Consider the following 11,970-nt stretch of genomic DNA (forward strand, 5'->3'; position numbering starts at 1 on the left):
ATTTTTTACCCTAAGTCATCATCTAGTGGAGGCATTGGTTTAGAAAGGTCATAAATTATTAGCTCTACCTGTTCCTCTTGATCACCTGAATCAATATGAACTGTATTTCCATCTTCATCAGTTTTCCCCTCAATAACTTCACCGTTTGCACGTTTCAATTGGTATGGAAAATCAACTAACGGTTTCTGAGTAGCTTTATCTAACAATTGGTGTTGCAAACCAAAATTTGTTGAGATTACTTTATCTATAAAGCTATTTTGTAAAGGCTCTTTTGAGCTTGAAGAACTTCTATAATTCTCACCTTGGCTTGTTCCAACAACATGATCTTGTTTAGGTAAAATTTTAGCTCCACAAGTCAATAAGTCATCAACATAAGCAACAGCTTTGCCATCCATAATAATATGATCATGGCTTTTAACAATTTCAGACCAACATTTGCACTTAGGGCAAAAGTGACCATCTCCAGCACGTAGAAATAGATTTCCCATTTGAGATGTTCGTTGTTGTGTTGCTTGAATGATGCCTCCATGATTTGTCATAGAGTTATGAATTGCAAAACCTTTAGTCATGATTAAAACCATCTTGGCACAAAAAGCCTTCAGGGGCCTTATCACCGATAAAGATATTTATAGCTACAGAGTTATTAGGGCTATCGACAATCTCATCACCATTCTCTAAGTGGCTTCCTACCAATGCAGCGGACTGACCATTTATAAGACAACCCTTGCCAGCACCTGAAATGATTTTAGAAATTGTCCCATCTGCGTAAATAGCATCGTCACCAACTAAAGCAATAGGCAATCCACCTATTCGGCTTTGCAATGCAGTCGCTTTAACTAACCCACCATTTTTGGTTTTAGCCCCATTTACCGCAAGGTAATAGATCTTTTTGGGTCTGCGTCGAAAATAAAGCTGCTCTGCTTTTATTGTTTGCTTTATGTCTTCTTGAGACATCTGCTTTAACTGCTCAATTGGTAATTCATGTAAAAATTTAGGTTTCGTCATACTGAGGCCAATTATTGTTATTGAATGAAGAACATAGCAATTGAAACATAAAACCAACCATTAAGACAAATTTAATAGAATTATTAAATAATTTTAATAATTTAAATTGATCAATATCTTTACACTATTCATATTTCAATCAACTCGCTTATCAAGCCTATTGACCAATGTTCTCAATTAGATCTCTTGAATCTTTCTTAACAAATCAGATATTCAAATAATTGGGTAATATTCATTGCCCTACAGTATTTTGAATAGTCATCAAGAACACTCTACTTACAATTTAACAATCACATGCTTGAGCATCTGAATAAAAAAGCGAGATACTACAAAAAATTAAACCTTGTATGTTATTTATGCCTTCAATCAAAAAACTTTTCCTACTATCTAGCTTAATTATAGCAACACAAGCTTTTGCCTTACCTCAAGACTCACGTCGTGCAGGTGGCATAGCGGTTATTCCTGTTGCTAAAACCGTGTTAAATGTCACTTATCAAGACAAACCTGTCTTGATCGTGGATGGTGAAAATGCAGTAAACCATATTGTTTTTGGTATTCCGCTTTCAGCGCCACTGGGTACACTGCAATTACAAAGCTCTAAAGGCCCAATTAATATTGAAGTGAAGCCATTTAAATACGCTGAGCAGCGCCTCAATGTAAAAAATCAGGACTACGTCAATCCGAATCAAGAACAACTTGATCGTTATAGCCAAGAAGCGAAAGAACAAAACAGTGTTTATAGCTCTTTTAGCCCTGCACAATGGAAAGACTTTCCAACATTTATCCGTCCTACAGCAGGAAAATTTAGTAATTCATTTGGTCGTAAACGCTTTTTTAATGGTGAAGAACGTGCTCCACATTCTGGTTTAGATATCCCTGCCCCCATCGGACAAAAAGTGGTTGCGCCTGCCGCAGGAACAGTGGTTGCCACAGGCAATTATTTCTTTAATGGAAATACCGTTATGATTGATCACGGACAAGGTCTGATCAGCATGTTTTGCCACCTCAGTAAAATCAATGTAGAAAAAGGGCAAATCTTGAAACAAGGTGAATTATTGGGATTGGTGGGTAAAACAGGACGAGTAACAGGTCCACATCTACACTGGGGAATGAGCTTAAATAATGCCCGAGTTGATCCACAATTATTTTTATCACTTTAATTTTGCAAGCAAAATGCAAAGAAAACTTTGAACATTTGTTTCAAAAATGGTCCTTTTAAAGAAATACACATTTTGTAATAATTTATTTTTTAAAAAATTGTTAGCATGAGTCATGAATTTAAAAAGTTAGAGCACATAAAAAAAAGCCAATCTAAGGATTGGCTTTTTAGAATAATAATTTAATTATTCAGCTAAAATTATTTCAAAATCATGGGTGATTTCAACACCACCATCGGATAGCATTTTACTTGCTGAGCAATACTTTTCGGCTGATAATTCAACAGCTTTCGCTACTTGCTTCTCTTTTACATCATGCCCTGTTACCACAAAATGTAAATGTATCTTCGTAAATACAGCTGGAATCGTGTCTGCTCGATCCGCTTTGAGCTGACAAACAACATTTGTTACATTTTGCCTAGATTTCTTTAAAATGGTCACAATATCGAATGAAGCACACCCACCAAGTCCCATTAATATGAGTTCCATAGGACGTGGGCCACGGTTTTCACCACCATATTCAGCAGAACCATCCATCACAATTTGATGACCACTTTCTGATTTTGCTTCGAAAGCAACATTCTCTAACCAATGAACGCTAGTTTGCATTGCAACTACCTAAAAAAAGCTATAAATTTACGGGGTACCTGTACACTAGCATAAAATGAGTTGATAAGGAATTTCATCTCTACTGCTTCTACGTGACGAGTTCAATTTAGATCAACAGATCTAGTTATTATCCAATTCGGAATTTTTAAGCATGTCTTCTAATTTTGCACAACTTAGTACAGATGCTTTGTCTCCTGGTCAACTACCTGAGTCAGTCAAAGCTTTGCTCAAAAGAGCCCACATCAATCGTTTTCCAAAACGCTCAACGATTATTGATGCAGGTTCAGAGTCAAAATCACTGTATTTAATTTTAAAAGGTTCAGTTTCAATTATTTTACGTGAAGATGATGAACGTGAAATTGTTGTTGCATATTTGAACCCTGGGGACTTTTTTGGGGAAATGGGATTATTTGAGCAGAATCCACAACGTACTGCGGAAGTAAGAACCCGTGACGTATGTGAAATTGCTGAAATTTCATATGACAATTTCCACGAAATTAGTAAACAATATCCTGACTTAAGTTATGCCGTATTTGCACAACTTGTTCGTCGTTTAAAAAATACAACACGCAAAGTAACTGACCTTGCATTTATTGATGTATCTGGTCGTATTGCACGTTGTTTAATTGATCTTTCAGCACAGCCTGAAGCGATGATCTTGCCAAACGGCCGCCAAATCCGCATTACTCGCCAAGAAATTGGTCGTATTGTGGGCTGTTCCCGTGAAATGGTTGGTCGTGTTCTAAAAACACTTGAAGAACAAGGCATGATCGAAACCGACGGTAAAGCCATCCTTATATTTGATGTATCTTTAGAAGAATCTAATTTTTCTGAAGACGAACTAAGCACAGATGATGAATAAAACTTGAGAACAAATTTGAGAATTTATTTCCTTAAAGAATTATGTTGAATGGGGTAAATATCAAATATTGTCAAAAAGTTGAAATATAGTTTAAAAGCAAACTCCCGAGTTTGCTTTTTTCATGTTGCTAGAACTACACAGTGAATGGCTGTGAGCTGGTCTCATGACCATGCTATAAAACTAGACCAAGCTAAAATGAGCATTTTATAAAAGAATCAGATAACTTTATCTTATTTTGATAATTAGAAACATTTTTTCACTTAGTTATCAAATTTAAATTACGCTATTATTCTCACAAGATACTGAATATTAGTTTTGAAGGACATAAAATGAAGTCAAATCGTTTAGGGCATTCTGATCTTGTGGTCCCTGAAATTTGTTTAGGTACCATGACCTTTGGTGAACAAAATAATCAGAATGAAGCATTTGAACAACTTGCTTATGCAATCGATCAAAATATCCATTTCTGGGATACTGCTGAAATGTATCCGGTACCCCCTAAACCAGAGACACAGGGATCGACTGAAAGCATCATAGGGAATTGGATTGCTCAAAACGGTCAGCGTGACAAACTTATCATTGCCACAAAAATTGCAGGCCCCCAACAAGGTGGCAGTCAAATTCGTGATGGGCATACCAAGTTTATAGAAGCAGAGATCAGTAGTGCTATTGATAGCTCGCTCAAGCGCTTACAAACAGACTATATAGATCTTTATCAACTGCACTGGCCACAACGCCCTGTTAACTTCTTTGGCACGCTGGGTTACAGCAATCAGCTTGCGGCACGTACACAAGACATCACCCCGCTTGCTGAAACCTTAGAAGCACTCTCGAAAGAAGTTAAAAAAGGGCGTATTCGTCATATTGGCTTATCCAATGAGACACCTTGGGGTACCTTAAAGTTTTTACATTTAGCTGAACAATTGGGCTTAGAAAAAATTGTGAGTGTACAAAACCCTTATAGTTTGCTCAATCGTACTTATGAAATTGGGATGTCTGAGATCGCACAACACGAGGGCGTTGGCTTACTCGCTTACTCACCCTTAGCCTTTGGTTACTTAACTGGCAAGTATCGCCACGGCGCACGCCCTGAAAAAGGACGTATTACACTATTTTCTCGCTTTAGCCGCTATAGCAATCCACAGAGCGATTGGGCGACAGAACAATATGCACAGCTTGCAGAAAAACATGGTTTAAGCCTTACCCAATTGGCTTTAGCATTTATTAAACAACAATTTTTTGTGAGTAGTACCATTATTGGTGCGACTACGCTCGAGCAACTAAAAGAGAATATTCAGGCCTTTGATACCCAATTGTCTGAAGAAATCTTATTGGAAATAGATGCGATTCATCAGCAGCAGCCAAACCCTGCACCTTAAGCACAATTTTTGAAACGCTCATTGTTCTACGTTGTTTTCAATAAAAAAGGATGCATAAGCATCCTTTTTTATTCGATAGGTTTTATCAAAAAACTTATCTTCCGCCTCGCGCAGTATAAACTGCCATTGCAGCAGGTAAATTCTTTTTCATTGCATTGATACGATTAACATCAGATGGATGTGTTGACAGTAATGCAGAACCTTTTCCTCCACCCTGTTTCGCCATTTTTTCCCACAAGCTAATTGCTGCTTGAGGATTATAGCCAGCTTTTGCCATCATCATTAAGCCGCCCTCATCTGCACGGCTCTCTAAACTACGTGAGTATGGTAAACCCACTCCAACTTGGCTTCCCAAATCGAGAGCAGCATTACCTAATTCACCAATTTGGCTACCTGCATACGATTTACCAATTCCTACTGCAAGATTGGTCAACGCTTGCGCACCTAATTTTTGTTTAGAATGTTCTTCTAAAGCATGGGTCATTTCATGTCCCATTACTGCAGCAACTTCAGCTTCAGATAGATTGAGTCGATTTACAATCCCTGTGTAAAAAACTACTTTACCACCGGGTGCGACATAAGCATTGATTTCGTCTGACTTAAGAACAGCCAACTGCCAATCAAATCTTTGACCCGTTTGGTTCATTTGATCTGCAAAAGGTTTTAATCGGATAAATGCTGCGTTCACTTTTTTATAAGTTGCAGAAGTTGTATCTAGAGTCTTATTCAAACGTGCTTCTTGCACCGTTTTATTAAAGCCTTGTGTTGCGTTTAAATTAAGCGTTGCAGAATCAGCACCTGCCATATCCGCAATAGTTGAGCACCCTGAAATTGAAATGGCAGTCGCCGCACAAAGACTAAGCATTAATTTATTGTTCATTATAATCAACTCCATGGAGAACAATGAAAAGCACTGTGGATTATATGCAAATGTTACATAAGGTTAAATCAATAAGATCCATTAATTCATATTAATTATGTAAGTGAAATTTTACAAAAATTGAATCGCCAACCAATAGATGAGACAAATCACATTAAGCATCAAATATATGTTTTTCAATGGAATAATTTTTGTCTCTAACAATTGGTCGTTTCTTTTGATAAATAAAAATGCATTTTGGATCAAAATAACAGGAACCAGCACACATGCAACCATTACACTCAGACCTAACAATGCATTATTGATAATATTCAGATCAGTGGTTTGAGCCTGAATAATCAGCATTGCAATCGTTGGAGCACCGCCCATTGCGAAAATCAGAGAGTAAAATATTGTGCTCGATATATTCTTTTGCATCCTACAAACTCAATGTGTTATATAAAAGGACATTTTAACAAGCTAAGCTTGAAAACCTAGCCTGATTGATATCGACTTTAGTCTTTTTTAGCTTTAAATAAAAAGCCCGATTTACATCGGGCTGAACACTCTGCGATCAAATTACTTTTTAACAACAGATTGATAGATTTGCTTTGCTTCAACCATGTTTTTGTTTAAATCTGATATACGGTCGTTATTTGATGGATGTGTTGAAGTGAACTTCTGTACACCATTATTACTGCCGCCATCAATCTTGTTCATTTTTTGCCAAACACTGATTGCCGCTTCAGGATTATAGCCAGCTTTCGCCATAAGCATTAATCCACCACGGTCAGCAGATGATTCTAAACTACGTGAATATGGCAGACCTACACCATATTTACTCCCGATGTCTAAAGCTTGAGTGCCGACTGAACCCAATTTATCGCCTGCATAGGTTTTGCCCATTTTCACAGCAAAGTCAGTAATTGCCGTTGCACCAGCACCACGTTTAGAATGCTCCTCTAAGGCATGGGTCATTTCATGTCCCATAATGGCAGCAATTTCAGCATCAGTCAGTTTCAATTGATTGACAATACCTGTAAAGAATACAACCTTACCGCCAGGCATTACAAATGCATTGAGTTCATTTGATTTAAGTACACTCAATTGCCAGTCAAATTTTTGACCAGTTTGATTTGCTTGATCAGCAAAAGGTTTCATCTTTAAGAAAACAGCATTGACTCGTTTATATGTTGCAGATGTTGTATCAAGTGCTTTTTGTGCCCTTGCATCATCTACAAGAAGTTTATAATCTGCTGCTGCATTGAGGTTTAGCGTCGCAGAATCATTACCCGTTAATTCAGCAACAGTTGTACAACCTGTTAAGCCTATAGCCAACCCTAATCCAAGTAATAGTTTCTTGTTAATCATTATTTTCACCAAATTTCATAGATCTTATTGCAAGCTTCAAAACGAAGCTCAGCTCTTAGCGGCTGAATTATGTTGTATTTTACAAAAAAAATCAAAATATAATCACACTTTATTTAAAACACCTAAAAACAATAACAATAAAAAAAGCTCCCGTAGGAGCTTTTTAAAGATTGAATCAATTAAGCATCAAATGGATGACGCATCACAATTGTTTCATCACGATCTGGACCCGTTGAAATGATGTCGATAGGACATTCAATCAACTGTTCAATACGTTTTACATAATTAATTGCGTTTTGTGGCAATTGATCCAATGATTTGGCACCAAACGTAGACTCAGACCAACCAGGCATAGTTTCATAAATTGGTTTTAATGTTTCAAATGCAAGCGCATCTGTAGAACCCACACAACCTGAATCTGCAGCTTCATAACCGATACAGATTTTCACTTCTTCCAAACCATCTAAAACATCAAGTTTAGTTAAGCAAATACCTGATAATGAGTTTACATCTACAGAACGACGTAAGATTTCAGCATCAAACCAACCACAACGACGCTGACGACCAGTCGACGCACCGAATTCTGAACCCACAGTACCCAAATGTTTACCAACTGCATCACCAACATCATTGGCAGCATCATAAACAAGCTCAGTTGGGAATGGACCTGCACCTACACGAGTTGTATAGGCTTTGGTAATTCCCAAAACATAGTCAAGATGCAATGGACCAAGACCTGAACCTGAACTTACCCCACCAGCGGTAGTATTCGATGAAGTTACATATGGGTATGTACCATGATCGACATCAAGAAGTGAGCCTTGCGCACCTTCAAACATGATGTTTGCACCATCTTTACGATAGTCATGCAATGTTGTAATCACATCTAAAACTAATGGCTTAACCACTTCGCGCCATTGATCACAAAGTGCCAATACATCTTCAACTTTAACTGCTTCAACACCGAAGAATTGAGTCAATTGGAAGTTATGATATTCAAGAAGCTCTTCAAGCTGTGCTTTAAGATGTTCGCCACCACGAACTAAATCCGCAACACGGATCGCACGACGGGCTACTTTATCTTCATAAGCAGGACCAATACCACGACCCGTTGTACCGATTTTGGCATTACCACGTTTCTTCTCACGCGCTTGATCAAGTGCAATATGGTGAGGAAGAATCAACGGACAGTTTGGAGAAATACGCAGACGTTCACGAACGGGTACGCCTTCTTTCTCAAGAATATCCATCTCTTTGATCAATGCTTCAGGTGAAAGTACAACACCATTGCCAATTAAGCAAAGTACGTTTTCACGTAAAATACCTGATGGAATGAGGTGAAGAACTGTTTTCTTACCACCAACGACGAGCGTATGCCCTGCGTTATGTCCGCCTTGATAACGTACTACCGCAGCTGCTTGATCTGTGAGCAGGTCAACGATTTTACCTTTACCTTCGTCGCCCCATTGGGTACCGAGTACCACAACACTTTTGCCCATAATAGCCTCATTACATCATGCTGTTAAAATAGAAAACCAAATCGAATGACATGAACATTCAATCTGATACTTAAATTGTTTCGATTTTCCACTCACCGGCAACATTCACCATCTGGTGGGTTGCATTTGGAACTGAGTTTAAATCGTCATTACCCAATAACTGAATTACACTTAAACCTTGTTGACGTGCTACGGCAATCGCATCCAGCAAAGTGGATTCGGTACCTTTCGGTGCAACCACTTTTTCAATCTGTTGACGTTGACCCGCACTTAAGGAATACAAGTCACAAGAAAAGCCTGTTGCAGGACGCGCGCGTCCAAAGTGTTCACCAATACCATCATAACGACCACCTTGTGCCAACGGTGCAGCACGGTTTGGTGCATACACGGCATACATTAACCCAGTGTGGTAATGGTACGAACGAAGCTCTACAACATCGATACCAATATTGAGTTTTGGCCAACGTGCTTGAATTTCTGTATATGTTGTTTTAAGTACCTCAAAAGCATTTTTAAATGCTTCATCAGCAAAAATTTCTGCGCTAATATTCGCTTGCAATGCATCCAGATCACTTGCATAACGACCTAAAGCATAAAAATCAGAACCAAATTCTAAATTTTGAGTGAATTCAGCAAGTTCTGGTAGTGCTTTGCGCTGATACAAATCAGATAAATGGCTTTCTGTTGATTTGTTTAAACCCACATGTTTTACCAGACTTCTAAACAGTCCTACATGCCCTAAATCAAGATGGATACCATCAGCTAAACCCGCGGTATTAAGCAGATTGAGCATCACATCGATCATTTCAACGTCTGCGTCAATACTGTCTGAACCAAATAACTCTGCACCTAACTGAAGTGGTGCACGCGTGGTATTAAAACCTTGTGGTTTAGTATGAAGTACAGTTCCTGCATAGCAGTAACGCGCCACACCTTGTACTTGATGTACATGGGCATCAATACGAGCCACTTGTGGTGTCATATCGGCACGCACACCAAGTAAACGACCTGAAAGTTGGTCGATGACTTTAAAAGTGGCTAAGTCTAAATCTTGATTCGATTCGGAGAGAGAAGAAAGAGATTCGATGTATTCGATGAATGGCGTATACACCAGCTGATAACCTCGTGATGCGAGGAAATCTAAAGCTTTACGGCGCAATTTTTCAATTACTTGCGCTTGCTCTGGTAATACATCAGCTACACCATCAGGTAATAACCATGTCTCTGAAATGGGCATGTTGTAAACCTAAATCCTGTCAGCGCGGAAGTAATCCGCATAAAAAAATCGGGAACACACCCGATTTCTCTTATTTTAGCACGATCATCTGCGCCATGCATTAATAAAATAACTTTTGATGCCTAGATAATTTGACCACTTATGCATAATTTAGGCAAAAAACTATCTATTACACATTACCCCACTTCAATTCTTTGTATTTATTTAACTTTTCACACAAGTGTTGATTGCTATTTGCGTTGTTGAAAATATAATTTATTCGTTTAGAAAAACAGCATCTATTTAAAGCAACTGAAATACTAAAAACTGGGGAAGTATGGAACTACATAGCAACTTATATTACACGCATCCAAATACGGAAATCATGCAAAAGCTAGGCCGTTTATTTCAAGAGCATCGCGGTGAACAAGACAAATTTATTGCTGTTGCAGTTGAGCTCAATTCACAATTGGGGCAAGAACTTGCAGAAGATCTTTTAAATACAGTTGACAATATTGAGTTTGATTTGGGTCCTGAATCATTACACACTATTGCAGGCTATTCAGTTGCCCATTTTGTGCATGGTTCTTCGGGTGATGAGTTTATCGAAGCAATCCTACTTTTCTTAAAAGCATTACTCCCTGAAATTCACACTCTGGCTTGGGGTTGTGGGGATGATGACCCGTGGGAATTCTGGTTTAAATTTGAAGGCGATGAGTTGATTCGTGAAGATGATGAACCTTTCAATGATCCTGAACAAGATGACGAAATAAAATCTTCCATTTATACATGGTGGCATACAGGTTTACCTGAAAAAATCAAAGAAGGTTTCTTAAACCAAGCATAAATTTTTATTCAGATTTAAAGGGAAGTACAAAATCGAATCGCTGTACTTCCCTGTTATTTTGACTCTTTCAGCTATTTTAAATAGTCCTCGATACTGACTACTTGTGAAAACATTTGAAAGGCTGACAAACAGGCTGTTTGTACATCTTCTGCTTCAACTGTTCTGCCTGAATAGCTCAATTGATGCGTCGCTGTAGCGTCTGCAATGATCGTCGGTTGATAAGCAAATTCTGCCGCTGCACGTGACGTCGCATCAACACACATATGCGTCATCATGCCACTAATCACCAATTTATCAACATTCAGTCGCTCTAATTCTGCTTTTAAAGTGGTTTGAAAAAAGCTATTGGGATAATGTTTTTCAATCACAATTGAATCGATCTTAACACGTAAACCCGAATGTAGTGCTACACCCTGCGTTCCTGCTTCAAAAAATGTAGCATTGGGTTGATTGGCAATATGCTGAATATAAATAATCGGCTGCTCACGCTTTATAAATAGATCTTCCAATCGATTGATATGTTTTAAAGCCTGTTCCGCACAGAACAACTCCATCTTCCCTTGAGGAAAATAATCGTTTTGTACATCTATCACTAATAATGCTGTTTGACTCATGGTGTTTCCCTAACCCTTGTGTTGATGTTTTTATAAGATTAATCAAAACAACTGGCGATTTGCAGTCACTCATGAAAGAATAATCGATTAGAAACTTTCAAACTGAAAATTTGTTCAATTCACTATGTTGCCAAATGACCCAATTGACCTCAAAATTTTAAAAATACTAAAAACTGATTCTCGGTTAAGCAATAAAGAGATCGGAAAATTAGTACACCGTACAGGCCAAGCTGTAGGAAGTCGCATTGCGCGAATGCAAGATGAAGGCACAATTCAGAAATATACGATTACGCTACAGCATCAATCTACACAATTTATACGTGTGATGATGCAGACTAATGAATTTGAACAGTTTGAAGCATTTATCGCTCAATTTGAGTCAATTGAAAGTTGCTATAAAGTCTGTGGTTCCGCTTGCTATATGCTGGTTGCGCATTTTGATAGTCATGCAATCAATCTATTTATCGAGCAACTCTCTGAATGGGGACAATATTCAGTAGATAGTGTCGTAAGAGCAATTGAAACTCAGCCTTAATTTTATATCCAAACCCA

General features: G+C 38.1%; 14 protein-coding genes. 5 read left to right on the plus strand and 9 right to left on the minus strand.

The window, feature by feature from the left end; genetic code table 11:
• Positions 1-5: 5 nt before the first annotated feature.
• Together AC2G3J_RS11485 and AC2G3J_RS11490 are read right to left on the minus strand one after the other, a co-directional pair.
• Complete coding sequence (locus tag AC2G3J_RS11485; RefSeq protein ID WP_335954937.1) at positions 6-569, minus strand: PAAR domain-containing protein; 564 nt, start codon at positions 567-569, stop codon at positions 6-8.
• The gene (locus tag AC2G3J_RS11490) at positions 562-1,005 is read right to left on the minus strand and encodes a PAAR domain-containing protein (protein WP_419820523.1); all 444 of its coding nucleotides are present in this window, start codon (positions 1,003-1,005) and stop codon (positions 562-564) included. Before AC2G3J_RS11490 ends, AC2G3J_RS11485 begins: the two co-directional genes overlap by 8 nt.
• Positions 1,006-1,361: 356 nt before the next feature.
• Here AC2G3J_RS11490 and AC2G3J_RS11495 point away from each other — a divergent pair, with 356 nt between their 5' ends.
• The gene (locus tag AC2G3J_RS11495) at positions 1,362-2,165 is read left to right on the plus strand and encodes a M23 family metallopeptidase (protein WP_419327387.1); all 804 of its coding nucleotides are present in this window, start codon (positions 1,362-1,364) and stop codon (positions 2,163-2,165) included.
• 183 nt (positions 2,166-2,348) lie between these two features.
• Here AC2G3J_RS11495 and AC2G3J_RS11500 read toward each other — a convergent pair whose 3' ends face one another.
• Positions 2,349-2,771 carry an OsmC family protein gene (locus AC2G3J_RS11500; protein WP_336953120.1) on the minus strand — a complete coding sequence of 141 codons (423 nt, stop codon included), beginning with the start codon at positions 2,769-2,771 and terminating at the stop codon, positions 2,349-2,351.
• Between the two features lie 151 nt (positions 2,772-2,922).
• Between AC2G3J_RS11500 and crp the strand changes: the two genes are divergently transcribed.
• Positions 2,923-3,633, plus strand: a complete 711-nt coding sequence (gene crp, locus AC2G3J_RS11505) for a cAMP-activated global transcriptional regulator CRP (protein WP_004721139.1) — start codon at positions 2,923-2,925, stop codon at positions 3,631-3,633.
• 329 nt (positions 3,634-3,962) lie between these two features.
• Positions 3,963-5,012, plus strand: coding sequence for an NADP(H)-dependent aldo-keto reductase (locus AC2G3J_RS11510; RefSeq protein ID WP_336953122.1), 1,050 nt, complete (start codon positions 3,963-3,965; stop codon positions 5,010-5,012).
• Positions 5,013-5,106: 94 nt separating this feature from the next.
• On the opposite strand, the gene AC2G3J_RS11515 is transcribed toward AC2G3J_RS11510, so the two are convergent.
• The 5 genes from AC2G3J_RS11515 to AC2G3J_RS11535 form a co-directional block, all read right to left on the minus strand.
• Positions 5,107-5,892, minus strand: coding sequence for a M48 family metallopeptidase (locus tag AC2G3J_RS11515; protein ID WP_336953123.1), 786 nt, complete (start codon positions 5,890-5,892; stop codon positions 5,107-5,109).
• A 111-nt stretch (positions 5,893-6,003) separates the two neighbouring features.
• Positions 6,004-6,309 (minus strand): hypothetical protein, encoded by a 306-nt coding sequence (locus AC2G3J_RS11520; RefSeq protein WP_336953124.1) that lies wholly within the window; start codon positions 6,307-6,309, stop codon positions 6,004-6,006.
• A 141-nt stretch (positions 6,310-6,450) separates the two neighbouring features.
• A complete protein-coding gene (locus AC2G3J_RS11525; RefSeq protein ID WP_336953126.1) occupies positions 6,451-7,242 on the minus strand; it encodes a M48 family metallopeptidase in 792 nt (263 codons plus the stop codon).
• 179 nt (positions 7,243-7,421) lie between these two features.
• Positions 7,422-8,741, minus strand: a complete 1,320-nt coding sequence (locus tag AC2G3J_RS11530; protein WP_004721148.1) for an adenylosuccinate synthase — start codon at positions 8,739-8,741, stop codon at positions 7,422-7,424.
• 70 nt (positions 8,742-8,811) lie between these two features.
• The gene (locus tag AC2G3J_RS11535; RefSeq protein ID WP_483769998.1) at positions 8,812-9,978 is read right to left on the minus strand and encodes an ATP phosphoribosyltransferase regulatory subunit; all 1,167 of its coding nucleotides are present in this window, start codon (positions 9,976-9,978) and stop codon (positions 8,812-8,814) included.
• Between the two features lie 316 nt (positions 9,979-10,294).
• Here AC2G3J_RS11535 and AC2G3J_RS11540 point away from each other — a divergent pair, with 316 nt between their 5' ends.
• Positions 10,295-10,804, plus strand: a complete 510-nt coding sequence (locus tag AC2G3J_RS11540) for a hypothetical protein (RefSeq protein ID WP_483769999.1) — start codon at positions 10,295-10,297, stop codon at positions 10,802-10,804.
• A 71-nt stretch (positions 10,805-10,875) separates the two neighbouring features.
• Here AC2G3J_RS11540 and AC2G3J_RS11545 read toward each other — a convergent pair whose 3' ends face one another.
• Positions 10,876-11,418 (minus strand): cysteine hydrolase family protein, encoded by a 543-nt coding sequence (locus tag AC2G3J_RS11545; protein WP_483770000.1) that lies wholly within the window; start codon positions 11,416-11,418, stop codon positions 10,876-10,878.
• A gap of 124 nt (positions 11,419-11,542) precedes the next feature.
• On the opposite strand from AC2G3J_RS11545, the gene AC2G3J_RS11550 reads away from it, so the two are divergent.
• Complete coding sequence (locus AC2G3J_RS11550) at positions 11,543-11,953, plus strand: Lrp/AsnC family transcriptional regulator (RefSeq protein ID WP_419333958.1); 411 nt, start codon at positions 11,543-11,545, stop codon at positions 11,951-11,953.
• Positions 11,954-11,970: the final 17 nt, after the last annotated feature.

It is taken from the genome of Acinetobacter legionensis (genome assembly GCF_057165765.1).

What these genes read in the sequence shown, in the direction of transcription:
- AC2G3J_RS11520 (WP_336953124.1), bottom strand. Translation starts at nt 6,309, where the DNA reads ATGCAAAAGAATATATCGAGCACAATATTTTACTCTCTGATTTTCGCA.
- AC2G3J_RS11550 (WP_419333958.1), top strand. Translation starts at nt 11,543, where the DNA reads ATGTTGCCAAATGACCCAATTGACCTCAAAATTTTAAAAATACTAAAA.
- AC2G3J_RS11515 (WP_336953123.1), bottom strand. Translation starts at nt 5,892, where the DNA reads ATGAACAATAAATTAATGCTTAGTCTTTGTGCGGCGACTGCCATTTCA.
- AC2G3J_RS11530 (WP_004721148.1), bottom strand. Translation starts at nt 8,741, where the DNA reads ATGGGCAAAAGTGTTGTGGTACTCGGTACCCAATGGGGCGACGAAGGT.
- AC2G3J_RS11495 (WP_419327387.1), top strand. Translation starts at nt 1,362, where the DNA reads ATGCCTTCAATCAAAAAACTTTTCCTACTATCTAGCTTAATTATAGCA.
- AC2G3J_RS11525 (WP_336953126.1), bottom strand. Translation starts at nt 7,242, where the DNA reads ATGATTAACAAGAAACTATTACTTGGATTAGGGTTGGCTATAGGCTTA.
- AC2G3J_RS11510 (WP_336953122.1), top strand. Translation starts at nt 3,963, where the DNA reads ATGAAGTCAAATCGTTTAGGGCATTCTGATCTTGTGGTCCCTGAAATT.
- AC2G3J_RS11485 (WP_335954937.1), bottom strand. Translation starts at nt 569, where the DNA reads ATGACTAAAGGTTTTGCAATTCATAACTCTATGACAAATCATGGAGGC.
- AC2G3J_RS11500 (WP_336953120.1), bottom strand. Translation starts at nt 2,771, where the DNA reads ATGCAAACTAGCGTTCATTGGTTAGAGAATGTTGCTTTCGAAGCAAAA.
- crp (WP_004721139.1), top strand. Translation starts at nt 2,923, where the DNA reads ATGTCTTCTAATTTTGCACAACTTAGTACAGATGCTTTGTCTCCTGGT.
- AC2G3J_RS11545 (WP_483770000.1), bottom strand. Translation starts at nt 11,418, where the DNA reads ATGAGTCAAACAGCATTATTAGTGATAGATGTACAAAACGATTATTTT.
- AC2G3J_RS11540 (WP_483769999.1), top strand. Translation starts at nt 10,295, where the DNA reads ATGGAACTACATAGCAACTTATATTACACGCATCCAAATACGGAAATC.
- AC2G3J_RS11490 (WP_419820523.1), bottom strand. Translation starts at nt 1,005, where the DNA reads ATGACGAAACCTAAATTTTTACATGAATTACCAATTGAGCAGTTAAAG.
- AC2G3J_RS11535 (WP_483769998.1), bottom strand. Translation starts at nt 9,978, where the DNA reads ATGCCCATTTCAGAGACATGGTTATTACCTGATGGTGTAGCTGATGTA.